Origin of the sequence: Nocardiopsis sp. LOL_012 (assembly GCF_048060475.1) — a bacterium.
GTDB lineage: Bacteria > Actinomycetota > Actinomycetes > Streptosporangiales > Streptosporangiaceae > Nocardiopsis.
Genome location: NZ_JBHMIV010000046.1, coordinates 1 through 13,441, shown reverse-complemented (window position 1 = coordinate 13,441; position 13,441 = coordinate 1). Strand labels below are relative to the sequence as shown.

Sequence of the window (13,441 nt, the reverse complement as noted above, 5' to 3'; positions counted from 1 at the left end):
TGTGGTGCCGGTGTTCACGATGTCTTCTCCTTCGATTGCGATCCGCGCGGTTCCTCGGTGGGCTGCTCCTCCTGCGCTCCGTGGGTTCGTGCGGCTTTGCGGACCTGAGTCGCGCGCTCCTTCTCCCCTGGCGGCAGGGGCCGGGTGCGGACCGTGGCCGCGCCCTGCTCCTTGGCGCCCACCAGCGGGCGCACCGCCGCCTGGTAGGCCCCCAGATGGGTGAGGTCGTAGGCCCCCAGCACCGGCAGCGTGTGCTGGCACAGGCTCACCGCGTCATCGGGCGAGGCGGTGAAGTAGACCTTGGTGCGCGCGTTCGCCGACAGCGCCTTGCGCAGGTCGGCGGGCAACTGCCCCAGCTCCTGGTGGGCGAGCGTGAGAGCGAGCCGGTATCCGCGGGCCTCGGCCAGCATGTCCTCCAGCGACCCGGGCAGGTTGAGGAAGTTCTGGCACTCGTCCACGTAGGCGCACAGGTCCCTGCGCTCGTGCTCGGGGGTGTGGATGCGGGCGGTGACCGCCTGCCACGTGGCCGCGAGCGCGAACGATCCGATCAGTGAGCTGGTGTCCTCCCCCAGGCGACCCTTGGGCAGCCGCAGCAGCACCAGGTGCCCGGAGTCGAAGAGGGAGGGCAGGTCGACCGTGGAGGGCCCCGAGGCCACCACCTGGCGCACCCACCGGCGCAGCAGCGCGGTCCGCAGCTTGTTCAGCACCGGCCCGGTGACCGCCGAGCGCGCCGACACGGTCAGGCCCGAATACCAGCCCCAGAAGTCCTCCAGGGCCTCGTCGTGGCCGGTGCGGGCGGTGACCTTGGCCATCACTTCGCCACGCAGGGTGTCGTCGGCGAGCAGGCGCGGGATGTGACCCAGGGTCAGGTCGGGGTCCTGGGCGCGGGTCAAGGTCAGGGTGGCGGCGCGCAGGATGTCGTCGGTGCGCGGGCCCCAGTACTGGTCGTAGATGCGGCGAAAGATCCCCACGACGGTGTCGGAGACGAAGTCGGGGTCGCCGCCTTGGAGCAGGTTCAGCCTGGGCGGCGGGGCGTTGTCGTCGGGGTCGAAGAGCACCACCCGGTCCACGGCGTGTTCGGGCAGGCGGGCGAGGATGTCGGTGACCAGGTCTCCGCGCGGGTCGATCACCAGGGCGGCGCGGCCCGCGTCGGCGTCCTGGAGGACCATGTTGGCCAGCAGGGTGGACTTGCCCGAACCGGTCTTGCCGAGGATGTGGGTGTGCTGCCTGGATTCGGCCACCCCCACGGCGACGGGGCGGTGGGTGCCGGCGTCGGCGTCGCCGATGACGCGGGTGTGCTCGCCGCCGCGCGCGACCACCGGTGCGGGGGCGGCCGGGCGTGCTCCGGCCCGGACCAGGCCGGGGACGGTGGTGTCGGTGGGCAGGTGCGCGAGCGCGGCCAGTTCGTCGGTGGTGAGCAGGAACCCGTAGCCCAGGAACCGGTGCGCCAGCCACCAGCCGGGACGGAGCATGAAGCGGCGGTCCAGGTGGTTGGTGCCCGAGGTGAACGCGGCGAACGCCGAGGCCACCCCGTGGGCGCGTCCGCGCAGCCGTTCCCTGGCCGCCTCCCCCTCGTGGGTGGTGGTGAGGATGTAGGCCACGTCGCAGGCCAGGCGCGGGCTGGCGGCCTTGGTCAGGATCGCCCGCACGTCATCGGTGGTGCCGGGCAGCAGGAGGGGGCGGCGCGCGGGGGCGCCGGTGGTGGGGTCCAGGGCGTCCAGGGTGGTTCCGGCCAGGCCGGGGTGGCCGCGCAGGCAGGCCGCCGCCCGGCGGGCACGGGCCAGCCGCCAGCCCGTGGCGGGGCGTGCGGTGACCCTGACCAGGGCGTGTTCGCCTTCGACCAGGTCCTCCAGTGCGCCCAGCAGCGGCCGGGCGGGGTCGGTGGCGAACCTGGTGCGCAGCGGGAACACCTCGGCGCGTCCCAGGCACAGCCGTCCGCCGGTGGTGGAGGCCCCGTGCGGCAACGGTGACTCATCCGGCGGGCAGGGGCGGGTGGCGGTGGTGGCGCCGGGCCAGGCCGAGGCGATCGCCCGCTCGACCGAGCCGGGCGGGACGGGGCCGGGTACCCACACCTGGAAGCGCACCCCTCCGGCGGAGGCCACGACCTCCAGCGCCAGGTGGGGTTGGGCCAGCCACCGCGACCAGCGGGGTTTGAGCAGGCCCAGGGTGTGGTTCCAGAACTCCGTGGCGTTGTCCAGTGTCGCCTCGGGCGGCGGCAGGATCTCCACGATCCGTGCCTGTCGTGCCAGGTAGCGGTGGCGGGCCCACCGCGCGGCGATGATCGCCGCGCACGCCAGCGCCGCGGTTGCGGGGAGGGCGGGGAGCAGGAGGAGGAACCCCCCGTTGATCAGGAAGCCGACCATCACGCCACCGCCCCGCGCTCGACGCTGCCGGTATCGGTGTCGGGGCGGGTCTCGCCTTGCTGTTCCCGGGCTCGCATGGCGGCGAGTTCGGCGGGGTCGGAGGTGATCAGCCTGTGTTCGGCCGGTGAGGCGACGGGGTGGAAGCCGACCCTGTGGTGTCCGGCCACCAGCAGGGCGCTGCCCCGGGGCGCGGTCGCGACCAGGTGGGACTCGCCGGAGGAGAGGTGGAAGGCCTCGCTGACCCGGTTGAGGTTCTGCGGGGCCTGTGTGAGCAGGATCTGGGTGGCGGCGTTGGCGACGACCACACGGCCCGGTTCGGTGGCCAGCACATCGCCCACGTCCTGGGTGATGAGGGTGAGTCCGGCCCAGTGCTTGCGTCCGGCCTTGGCCAGGCGGGCGAGGTAGCCCGACGCGGCGGGGTCCTGGAGCAGGAGCCAGGCCTCGTCGACCACGACCATGCGCGGCCGGGTGCCGGTGCTGGTGGTGATGTTGCGCCAGATGGCGTCCAGCGCCAGCAGCACCCCCACCGGGCGGACCTGGTCGGGAAGCTCCTTGAGGCAGACCACGCTCAGGTGGGAGTCGAGGGTGGCGGTGGAGGGGCCCTCGAACAGGGCGGCGTGGGAGCCGTGGACGAAGGGGTGCAGCCGCTCGGCGAGCCGTTCGGCGGCGTGGCCGAGCTCGTCGGACAGGGCCGGATCGGTGGCCGCCTCCTCCAGGGCGGCGGCCACGTCCGCCAGGACGGGCGCGGGCCGCTGCCAGGTGGCGGGGTCGCGGGTGATCCCGGCTTCGGCGTAGGCGGTGATGATCGCCCGGTCCAGCACCGTCTTGTGGGTGGGGGACAGTGTGCCGACCATCGCGGTGACCAGGGTGTGCGCGAACAGCGCGCGGTTGGTGAAGGCGTGTGGGTCGGCCTGGGCGGGCGGGAGCGTGAAGGGGTTCAACCGGCCCCGGCCGGTGCCCAGCGCCAGGACGGTCCCGCCGACCGCTTCGGCCAGACGGCGGTACTCGCCCTCGGGGTCGATGACGGCGACCTGCACGCCCACCAGCAGCGACCGGAGGACTTCGAGTTTGGCGAGGTAGGACTTGCCGGCGCCGGAGCGTGCGAGGATCACGCTGTTGTGGTTGTCCAGTGCTCCGCAGAAACGGTCCCAGGCCACCACGCCGCGGGAGTGGGTGTTGGTGCCGTAGACCACCGTCGTCTCGCCCAGGTCCGCGACGAGTTCGGGGGAGGTGAAGGGGAGCAGGGTCGCCACCGCGTCGGTGTCCATCGACCGGCCCGTCCCGAGCAGGTCGGTGCCCAGCGGCAGGGTGGAGATCCACCCCTGCACGGGGCGGAACGTGGCCGGGACGGCGGCCACCAGCAGTGAGGCGCACACCGCGTGCACCTGCTGGAGCCGGGCCTCCAGCTCCTCCGGGGTGGGGGCGTGCACGGTGACGTGCACCGCCACGCGGTAGAGGCGGCCCTGCCCGGTGGCGACGCGGTCGGCGATCTGCGCGGCGTCCATCGCGGCCGCCACCTGGTGGGGGTCCTCCAGTCGGCCCTGTACGGCGCTGGTGCGGTGCGCCGATTCCAGGCGCGCGCGGCGCTTGCGCAGCCGGGCGGCGGCCCGCTCGGCGGGGACGGGTGCGAGGTGGAAGGAGATGTCGAGCTGGCCGGGGTGGGTGAGCAGCGGTTCGGCCCACCCGGCGCTCACCTCGCGCGGGAACCCGACCATGGACAGGGTCTGGCAGAATCCGCCCTCGATACGCAGGTGGTGGGCGCCGACTTCGAGGGCCGGTCCGCCCAGTGCCGGTGATCCGGTGCGGGTCCGCAGCCGTGCGAGTGCCATCAGCGGTCCTCTCCTTGGTGTGCGTCGTACTCGTCGGTGTCGGTGGGGCGCGTGAGGGGGCAGGCCATGGCTTGGCGCAGCACCTGCTCCGTCTCGCCCCCGGTCAGGACGCGGGTGCGCAGGCCGAGGGTGGTGAGCCGGTCGGCGGTGTCCTGGGCGGTGCGCCGCACGGCGCCGCCCGCGGTGTGGGCGCCTCCGGTGGCGGTGACCACGACCACCACCTGCTGGTGCGACAGTTCGTGGGTGTGGGCCAGCTCGTCGAGGAAGGCGGCGTGGGCGGCGGCGGTGTCGGCCAGCGCGGGGTGCGGCAGCCGGGTGGCGTTGTCGCGCAGCATCGCGGTGAGGCCCGACAGGTCGGCGCTGCGGCGTTGGACGAGGATCTGCACCGGTTCTGAGAGGGCGTCGACCACGCCCGCGAAAGCGGCCAGGATCTGGTCCCGTTCACGTCCGGAGGCCAGGTGGAAGGGCAGGGTGGTGCAGGCGATGAGGGCCGCGCACCGCCCGTCCAGGTCCACGACGCCCTCTTCGGTGATCGCCGAGGCGGGCAGGCGCAGCGGCTCCAGGCGGGGGCTGCGGCCCGGGCGGGGTGCCCAGCGCGGCAGCCGTGGGATCCGCCCCGTCGGTGCGCCGACCAGGCGTTTGGGGGCCCGAGTCCAGGCCAGGGCGCTGGCGGCGACGCGTTCCAGGCCCCTCCCGTCGCGCTCGCCCAGGGCCAGGGCCAGGGCCGCGCCCAGGACGGGGGAGGCCGCCAGGGCGAAGGCCCACAGCGGCACCGCCTCGCCCACCAGCAGGTAGAGGCACCACGCCCCGGCCAAGACGGGGGCGAGGATCAGGCACTGGCGGGCGGTCAGGGTGAACAGCAGCGGTTCGGGCCGGTCGATGTCGGCGGGGATGCGTCCCTGCCAGGCGGATGCGTCGTCGGAGTCCACGGGTCGTCCCTTCGGTGTCTGTGGAGGTGGTCAGGGCTGTTTGCGCGGGGCCTTCAGCGGCGGGAACAGGCCGTACTGCTTCCAGACGCGTTTGGGGTTGGGGAACAGGGGCCGCTGCCCCTTGACGTGCGCGTTCCTGCGGGGTTCGCGCCGCTGGCGCGCCCACACGTCGGCGACCCGTTCGGGGGCGCGGCGCCCGGGTGCGCGCACCGGGGGCGGCGTGCCCGGCAGCACCCCTTGGCGCCACCGGCGCTGGGGCGGCGCCCCTGCTTCGGGGGGTGTCCGGGTGGGCGGGTTGGGGCGGACGAACAGCGTCTGCTGGCCGCTGCGGGGTGATCCGGGCATGCGTCCCTCCTCCAGGGCGCGGCGAGGCGGTGCGGGCGGGCCCGGTCGGGGGTCGGGGACCGGTGGGAGCGCGCGGGGTCCGGGCAGGCCCGACGGTGTGGGCGGTGTGCTTTGCGGGCCCGGGCCGGAGGGCGCGCCGCCCGGTGCGGGCAGGGCGTGGCGGGGGCCGGGCAGATCGGCGGCCGGGGCGGGTGGGTCGTGGCGGGGCCGGTACCACCACGCCTGGGGCTGCACCGGCTGCACCCCGTTGGAGGCGGCGGGGCGGGGCGGCTTCACTCCCGACGGTTTCGCGCCGTGCGGGGCGCGGGGGCCGCGTTGGGGCCAGCGCAATCCGAGATCGAGTCCGTCGCGCAGCACGCCGGGCACGCGCGCGGCGCTGAGCGAGCGGAAGGCCAGGATCCATGCGATGTTCTTCAGCAGGGCGGCGATCGGGGAGGTGCCAAGGTTGGGCTGCCACACCAGCCGCATGACCCAGCTTCCGATGCGGATCTGGACGTACAGCAGCACCAGGAGCAGCATGATCTGCATCAGCCAGTCCACTTCGCCCACGTCGTCGGCGGTGGCGGAGGTGGTGTTCATGGCGCCGAAGAGCGTCATCTGCCCTTCGAAGAACAGCCGGGCCATGGCGATGAAGACGACGCTTTGGGCGACGGGGATCGCGCACAGCCCGACCATGGACTTCCACCACAGCTCCGCGAGCCGGTTGGTCTGGGGCAGGCCGTGGAACATCAGCAGCAGCGGCGCGGCCACGACCAGGACGATCACCATGCAGATGCGCACCGCCTCGGCGATCATCCACACCACCAGCAGCACGACGACGACCACCAGGAACAGGACGGTGAAGACCACCGCTTCGGCCAGCAGCACGTCCAGGCGGTCGCGGAAATTGAGCACGGCCTCGCGGGTGTTGATGCCGTCGGCGCCGATGGCGGACGCGAACTGGTTGGACAGGCGCACCATCTCAGTGCTGACCCACAGGGAGAAGTTGGCCGCGACGAAGGCGAAGACGAGCCGGGGCAGCAGGTCGGCGGCCGAGTAGCGCGACTGCACGCTCTGGTAGCCCATGGCCACCAGGCCGCCCGCCACCACCAGCAGCACGAACAGGACGTTGGCGGTGGTCAGGATGCCCTCGTGCAGGCCCTTCATGCCCTCGGTGGGCAGCGGGGTGTGGAACGCCTTCTGCGCCAGCCAGCCCAGCGCGGGGTTCAGGCCGGAGACGACGAAGTCGGCGAACCAATTGGAGACGTGGCAGCCCGGGTCGATCAGGCCGCAGTCGAACACGTCCCCGTCGGTGTCCAGCTCCACGACCTCCCCGGCGGGGGCCTGCCCGGGCTGGGGCGGCTCACCTGCGTTCGGGTCCTCCGGCGGCGGGAGCGGGTCGTCGTTGATCTCCGGCCGGGGACCCGGGCCGGGTTCGGGTGCGGGTGCGGGTGCGGTGTCCTGCGGTGCGGGCAGGGGGTCGTCGGCGGGGGGCGGCAGCGGTTCGTCGTCGGGCGGGGCCGGGTCGGCCGGGGCCCGCTGGCCCCGCTGTGGCGCGGGGCTCACTCACCGCCCCCGTCCACGGACACGATCCAGTCCAAGACGTCCATGAGTACGGTGGCCAGGACCGCGATGCCGTAGCCGATCGCCGCGCCGGACAGGGCGCGCTTGGCGCCGTCGATCTGTCCCGGCTCCCCGGCGGCGACCAGCCACCGCACCCCCGCGATCGACAGGAACAGCGTCCCCAGGGCGCTGGCGAGGGCGATGAGGACCAGCCGCAGCCGTTCCACGACCTGGCGCAGCTCGGCGGTGGACTGTCCCGCGCCCGTGGTGTCGCTGGCCACGACGAGTGTGCTCTCGCCGGTAGTGGCCCACGCCCAGGAGGCGCCCTCGCCCACCAGCGCCCACCCCGTGGCCCCCGCCGCGGCGGCCACCACCGCCCACCGCAGGTACGCCTTCGCGCTCGACTTCATCGCCTGCCCCGCCCTCCGGACTCGACTACCGGCCGCAGGGGAACCAGGCACCGCCACCGCGTGCGGCGGGCCCTGGTCCCCCGGCCCTTCGCTCCCCTAAGAAGCCAGCGGGAAGGCCCGATGCGACACCGGCGACGCGACTTTCCCGGCCCCGGCGAGCAGTTCCAGGCGTCCCGCCCCGCGATCCGGGTGCTTCTCCGTCTGGTCGAAGGCGTCGCACAGCTCCACACCGCCCGAGCCCACGGCCTCGGCCAGGCGGGCCTCGGCGCGCTCGCGGCGCTTGCCGCACGCCTTGTAGGACACCCCCAACTCGGCGGCGGCCCGCGCCAGAGGGACGTTCTCCAGCCGGGTGCGGGCGATCAGGTGCGCCTCGGACGGGGAGAGCACCCCGGCGCGGACCGCGGCCACCAGCAGCACCTCCACGCCGGTGTGCGCGCTGGAGTCGGCGGCCGGTTCGCGCACGTCCAGGCCGGCCGGGGGCGGGGCGTCCCGCTCGTGCTTGCGCGCCGAGAGCGCGGCGCGGTGGACGCGGCGGGCCAGGTACCAGGCCAGGCGGGCGTAGCCGGTGTCGATGGTGCGGATCTGGTGCAGGGCCGCGGCCAAGATCGCCGACTCCACCGCCTCCACCCCCTCCGGAGTCAGGGAGCGGCAGGTGCGCCGGGCGGTGGAGCGCAGGGCGGGCATGCACAGGCCCAGGGCGCCCACCATCCAGTCCTGGCAGTGGCGGGCGTTGCCGATGGTGGACCGCCACACCGCGTCGCGTACCTCGTGGGGGGTGGACTCGCCCATCAGGACATCGCGGAGTTCGTAGAGCGTGTAGGGGCGGTCCTGGAGCCAGGGGTGGAGGTGGCCTCCGTGCAGGGTCAGGTGGACGGGTGCCAGGTGGACGAAGTGGGTCTCGACGACTTCCAGCGGTGACGGCGCAAAGGCCACGGGTGCCCCCTCGAATCGCATCGGTAAACGACACCCGCATCAAAACAAACACGATTATCGGTAGATACTCGGAAGGTGATCACCGCGCACTCAAAGCGTTCTCATACCGAACTCACCCAGGCAAAGGAATGGTAAAGTTCACGCGCCGAGCGGGGCGCCGATGCGTGGCGTCGTGGCTCTCACGAGACCTGATGATGCGTATCTAACTGCATAGATGATGAGGTGAGCGTGCTGTGAGCACGTACCCGGGAAACTCTGAGTAGCCCCATCCGGCGATCCGGAGGAAGATTTTTCGACACGCACGATGAAGGCTCCATTCGACCCCTTGCAGCACAATGGTACAGAAAGGCGCCCTCCATACTCACCACCCGCTCACCTCGCGCTCACTTCGCACTCAGCAACGGGAAAAAGAAAATCGATCAGCCAGAAACCACCTGTTCGTACAAGCAGCCCAACCCGTACACCTACACGAATCGACACCACCAGGTAACCCTGCTTCAGCTCGGTGGACACGCCTATAGAGTCGCTCATCCGGACATACTGAGACCGAACACCATCAAAAGGAGCACAGGCATGGCCGACGAGCGAGACCTGATCGGGTACGACGAACCCCGCGTCCTGAGCGAGGTCCTCCCCGACCGGAATGCCGCCGGCGCCGACCACCGACAGTGCTCCACATGCGGGGTCGCTCTTCCCGCTGACCGGTTGACCGTCATCAAGCGCCGTCACGCCCGGCACTCGAAAGGGCATCTACGGATCTACTGCCCCGAACATCTCTCCCGCGCCGTAGGCGGCGCGTCCGGGCCTGCGCTGGACCGTCAAACAGGCCGTGGCCCACTCGATGACCGCTTGATCGACACGACGTATGACTTCCAGACCGACACTCCCCCAGGCAAAGACCCCGACGCCTACAGCGACACACTGCACCGCTACCACCGAACGCTCTGGAGCAGAGACCTTCCGGACGGGACACGCTTCGACCTCACCGATGGAAGGCCGGGGAGCTACCTCGTCCACGAGTCCGTCAAGGGACGGTTCTGGCTCAGCAGCGACACCGTCGTCCCCACGTTCCCGCACAAGGCGGAGGCCGTCGTCGCGATGCTCGACGACGGCGAGTCGGAGGCGTTCTGGAACCTGGGCTACACGATCGGCGGGATGATGATCTGGCCGGGCAACAGGATCGGGAGCAAGCAGACGATCAACGGCGCCCGCGGCTTCCACCCGCGGATCTCCGACCGGTTCGACCTCACGGTCGAGTGCGTCCGCCGCCACTACACAGGCCAGCAGAGCCCACTCAGTGACGTCCTCGCCCGTTACGCCGACTTCTTCGCCCTGTTCGAGACCTTGGAAGGGTTCATCGAGCACTTCCTCCTCCACGACCTGCTCGACGGGGACCGGGTCCGGTTCGCGATGCCCTTCGACGATTTCGCCATGCCGTCGGTTCCGCAGGACCTGGCAACGTATCGCCGTTACATGGAGACGAGCATGGAGTTCATCCACGCCAGGAACGCCCGCATCGAGGCGTACGCCAGGACTCTTTAGAAATCGTCTCGGACGTTCCCCCGGGTAGGAGACATCTCCGGCGCTGGAAACACCGGAAGGGGTCCGCCCCATGGCCATGAAGCGCTGTCCACCGAGTTCAAAACCGACGCTGTCGCCCTGTACCGGCTCAGGCTCGGTGATGCGCGTGGGCTTTGCTCATTCGGGGATCAGCGGTAGGTCTGCCACCGCACCGAGGTGTCGCCCGCGCGCAGGCTGTCGAACCGGTGCTTCCACTGGGGGCGGATGGCGGGTTGGCTGCGCAGGATCGGCAGGACGCTGGTGACGAGTTTGAGTTCGCGAACCCGGCGCAGCACGTCGAATCCGGGCCAGCCGGTGACGTCGAACCCGTACTCGGCGGCCAGCGGGGTGTGCGCGTCCTCGGGGTAGTCCATACGGAGTCTGCCCACGGCCACCGGGGTCAGGTCCCACTCGCGCGGCCCGATGCACAGGGAGTCGAAGTCGCAGATCACCGGCCCGTCGGGGGCCGGGATGAGGTTGCCCAGGAACGGGTCTCCATGGATGACCCCGCGGGGAAGCACGTAGCTCAGGGAGGCGAGCTGCTCCTCGGCCTGGGCGCACTGCTCCAGCAGCCAGTCCCGGTCGGGGGCGGCGAGGTCTTCGGCGTCGGCGATACGGGTGCGCACCTGGGTGAAGGGGGCCCATTGCGGAAGGGGGAAGCGGGGGGCCGGGAGCTGGTGGATTCTGCGCAGGATGCGTCCCAGGTCCGCGCCGGTGGCGGCGGGCCCGTTGCCGGGGGCCAGATGCCACAGGGTGGCGGCGTATCCGTCGCTCTCCACCGGCTGCGGAACGTCTTCGATCAGGCGCACCGCCGGGACATCGTGTTCGGCAGACCACCGCGCGGCGGCGATGACCGTGTCGATGCGCCGTCTCACGGTCCGCGATCCGGCGATGCGCACGACCACGGGGTCCGAGGCCAGGCGGAAGACCGCGTTGTTGGTGAACTTGATCAGTTCCGCGCCACGGGGGTCGAGCCCCGCTTGGGAGCAGATACCGGCGAGGACCGCGCGGAGCTTCGCGGGGGTGAGTCCATCGGCAGACGTCTGGGAGGCCGTATCGGTGGTGCTCATGGTGAGCGCAGCGTAACAACATCGACGGTCACGTCGGCGGGGTCTCGCTTCTCAACGTGAGGCCCAGGACGCCGTCGGGTCGTCCAGGGTGCGGATCCGGTGGCGGACCTGCGCCAGGGCGTTGTGGTCGCCGCGGTCAGCGGCGCGGATGAACGCGCTCAGGGTGTGCAGGTCGCGCAGGGACACCAGCGTGTGTATCCCTGACCAGGACGAGAGGTCGTAGCCGTAGGCGCGCGAGAACACCTCCACGTGCTCCAGGGGGCGCCCGAACCGTCGCTGTCCCTGCCAGACGTTGGCCAGGTCGACCTCGCGGGGGCCGAAGGCGCACTCGTCCCAATCACCCAGCCGCACACCGAACCGCTCGTCCAGAAGGGTGTTGCCGGGGTAGGCGTCACCGTGTACCAACCCGGTGCCCAGGGGGAAGTCGAGGCTGTCGTAGGCACGGCGCAGGTCCTTGATGCGGTTTCGCAGGTCGGCGATGTCCTGCTCGTCGAGGCAGCGCGCGGTGTCCAAGGTGGTGTCCAACGCCGCTAGGGGGCGATAGGCGGGCAGGTCGACAGGGGGTGTTCCGGCCCGGTGCAGGTCGGCGAGGATCCGCCCCAGGTGCTCAGGGGCCGACTCCGAGGGGAAGGCCGGTTGGGGGTAGTAGATCCAGGCTGTGGCCACCGCCTCGCCCAGATGGAGGGGCTGTTCCACGTGGGCGGGTTCGGTGACCGCTACCCCGCGTTCCAGGAGCCAGCGTGTCACGATCACGGCGCGTTCGGCGGCTTGGGCGTGCTCGGCAGGGGTCAGGCGGAGGACGACACCGTCCTGGGGCAGGTGGACGACGATCGCGCCGTGGTGGCGTAGCAGTGTGGCGTCCTGTCCGGTCCACCCCCATGTGCGGGCGGCGGTGAGGGCGGCGGCGGGCACACCGGGGGCGGTTCTGAGGGCCGTCATGGCCCCAAAGGTATCGGCCCTTGTGTGCGGGTGAAGTCGATGATCAGTTCGTTCAGGTCGATGCGGTCCGCGTCGCGGATCGGTGCCTGGTGCAGTCGGCCGCGCAGGCTGTGGACTGCGGGGCCGAGTTGGCGGATGCGCAGTTCGGGCGGGAGACGGGTGAGGGTGAGCAGGTCGGCGCGTACCGAGTCGGTGTCGCCGAGGTGCAGAAGGGCGGCGGCGCGGTCGATGTGGGCCAGGGCGTGGTCGCCGTAGCTGCGTTGGAGTGTGGGGCCTTGTGTGTAGTCGGTGATGGCCTGCTGTGACAGTTCGAGGGCGGTGTCGGCGTCGCCCAGCATCAGATGGGTGCTGCCGGTGTAGAAGGCGGTCTTGGCGCGGGGAAAGGTGAAGATCCCGCCGAAGCGCTGTCCGAGTTCTCCGGGGCCGGTGTTCGTGGATGTTGAGCGGTGGTGGTCGAGGGCGGTCAGTGCGGCATGGGCCGTGTCGGCGTCGCCGCGTCGGGCGGCGGCTCGGGCTTTGATGGCGTGGGCGCGTACGCGTTCTTCGGTGCTGGTGGCTGTGGCGATGGCGTGTCCGGCCAGGTGGACGGCGTCGCCTACGTCGGGTTCCCATTCGGCGAACAGGGCCCGGGTTCCGTGGATCCAGGCGGTCAGGGGCGGGTAGTCGGCGTAGGTGGCGCAGCGTTCGGCGATGGCCAGGTGGTTGAGCGCTGCGGGGGTGTGGCCGAGGTTCTGTGCGGCGTGGGCGAGCAGGAGTGAGGCGGTGCCGCTGATGACGATCAGGTGGTGGGCCTGGCGGGGGCGGGCGCCGGTCCGGTGGTGGGCCAGCGCCGCGTCGCGTGTGGCGATGATGCGCGGAACGATGCCGGGCAGGGGTTGGGAGACGTAGGCGACGGCCAGGGCCGACAGTTGGGCTTCCAGGGTGGTGAGTGTGAGGTCGTCGACGGTGTCGGCAAGGCCGGACAGCACGGATTCGGGGTCTTGGGCGGCTTGGTGTAGTCGTTCGCTGTCGTTGTGGGCGTGGTTGCGGGCTGGAGGCGTTGGGGGTGCGGGAACCGGTGCCGTTGGAGGGTGCGGTGTCGGGAGGGGCGCGCCGAGTGCGGTGAGAACGTCGTGGGAGCGGGCTTGACCCAGTCGGGAGCGCCCTGACTCGATGCGGCTGACGGTGCTCTGCGACAGGTCGGTCATGCAGCCGATGCGTTCTTGGGTGAGGGAGGGGACGCTGTGGCGCAGGATCCGGATGACCTCGGCGACGTCGGTCCGTTTGAGGGCCGCCTGCATGTGCGGTTCCTGCCAGGCCCGCGCTGGGATGCATGTACAGGTGCTGCGGGCGGATTCGCGTGGTCGGCCGCACGCGCGGCAGAACGTTGCCTGCGAGGTGGTGATGGCGGCCTCCAACCCGTGTGCCGGCAGGGGTGTGGCTCAGAGTGTGACAGCGCGTCCGACGGCGCGCAGGGGAATGCGTGGTTCTTTTTCGCGGAAGAGCGCTCAATTCTTGAGGGCGGTGGCGAGTTCGTCCATG

11 protein-coding genes are annotated in these 13,441 nt (G+C 71.4%); 1 reads left to right on the top strand and 10 read right to left on the bottom strand.

What is annotated here, in order from left to right:
• Positions 1 to 14 precede the first annotated feature (14 nt).
• From ACFHWE_RS21795 to ACFHWE_RS21765, 7 genes are all read right to left on the bottom strand, one after another.
• Positions 15 to 2,363, bottom strand: a complete 2,349-nt coding sequence (locus ACFHWE_RS21795) for a type IV secretory system conjugative DNA transfer family protein (protein WP_416603691.1) — start codon at positions 2,361 to 2,363, stop codon at positions 15 to 17.
• Positions 2,363 to 4,192: a VirB4 family type IV secretion system protein gene (locus ACFHWE_RS21790; protein ID WP_416603690.1), complete on the bottom strand. Its 1,830-nt coding sequence runs from the start codon at positions 4,190 to 4,192 to the stop codon at positions 2,363 to 2,365. The genes ACFHWE_RS21795 and ACFHWE_RS21790 overlap by 1 nt, the downstream gene beginning before the upstream one ends.
• The gene (locus ACFHWE_RS21785; RefSeq protein ID WP_416603688.1) at positions 4,192 to 5,121 is read right to left on the bottom strand and encodes a PrgI family protein; all 930 of its coding nucleotides are present in this window, start codon (positions 5,119 to 5,121) and stop codon (positions 4,192 to 4,194) included. The genes ACFHWE_RS21790 and ACFHWE_RS21785 overlap by 1 nt, the downstream gene beginning before the upstream one ends.
• A gap of 30 nt (positions 5,122 to 5,151) precedes the next feature.
• Complete coding sequence (locus ACFHWE_RS21780; RefSeq protein ID WP_416603687.1) at positions 5,152 to 7,011, bottom strand: hypothetical protein; 1,860 nt, start codon at positions 7,009 to 7,011, stop codon at positions 5,152 to 5,154.
• Complete coding sequence (locus tag ACFHWE_RS21775) at positions 7,008 to 7,418, bottom strand: hypothetical protein (protein WP_416603686.1); 411 nt, start codon at positions 7,416 to 7,418, stop codon at positions 7,008 to 7,010. The genes ACFHWE_RS21780 and ACFHWE_RS21775 overlap by 4 nt, the downstream gene beginning before the upstream one ends.
• 96 nt (positions 7,419 to 7,514) lie before the next feature.
• Positions 7,515 to 8,351, bottom strand: a complete 837-nt coding sequence (locus ACFHWE_RS21770) for a sigma-70 family RNA polymerase sigma factor (protein WP_416603684.1) — start codon at positions 8,349 to 8,351, stop codon at positions 7,515 to 7,517.
• 372 nt (positions 8,352 to 8,723) lie between these two features.
• Positions 8,724 to 9,080 (bottom strand): hypothetical protein, encoded by a 357-nt coding sequence (locus ACFHWE_RS21765; protein ID WP_416603683.1) that lies wholly within the window; start codon positions 9,078 to 9,080, stop codon positions 8,724 to 8,726.
• Between the two features lie 120 nt (positions 9,081 to 9,200).
• Between ACFHWE_RS21765 and ACFHWE_RS21760 the strand changes: the two genes are divergently transcribed.
• Complete coding sequence (locus ACFHWE_RS21760; RefSeq protein WP_416603682.1) at positions 9,201 to 9,893, top strand: DUF6994 family protein; 693 nt, start codon at positions 9,201 to 9,203, stop codon at positions 9,891 to 9,893.
• 167 nt (positions 9,894 to 10,060) lie between these two features.
• Here the strand turns inward: ACFHWE_RS21760 and ACFHWE_RS21755 are convergent, their stop codons facing one another.
• The 3 genes from ACFHWE_RS21755 to ACFHWE_RS21745 are packed head-to-tail and all read right to left on the bottom strand — an operon-like array spanning position 10,061 to position 13,200.
• Positions 10,061 to 10,981, bottom strand: a complete 921-nt coding sequence (locus ACFHWE_RS21755; protein ID WP_416603681.1) for a phosphotransferase enzyme family protein — start codon at positions 10,979 to 10,981, stop codon at positions 10,061 to 10,063.
• Between the two features lie 51 nt (positions 10,982 to 11,032).
• On the bottom strand, positions 11,033 to 11,920 hold the full coding sequence (locus ACFHWE_RS21750; protein WP_416603679.1) for a phosphotransferase family protein: 888 nt from the start codon (positions 11,918 to 11,920) through the stop codon (positions 11,033 to 11,035).
• A complete protein-coding gene (locus tag ACFHWE_RS21745) occupies positions 11,917 to 13,200 on the bottom strand; it encodes a helix-turn-helix domain-containing protein (protein ID WP_416603677.1) in 1,284 nt (427 codons plus the stop codon). The genes ACFHWE_RS21750 and ACFHWE_RS21745 overlap by 4 nt, the downstream gene beginning before the upstream one ends.
• Positions 13,201 to 13,441 lie beyond the last annotated feature (241 nt).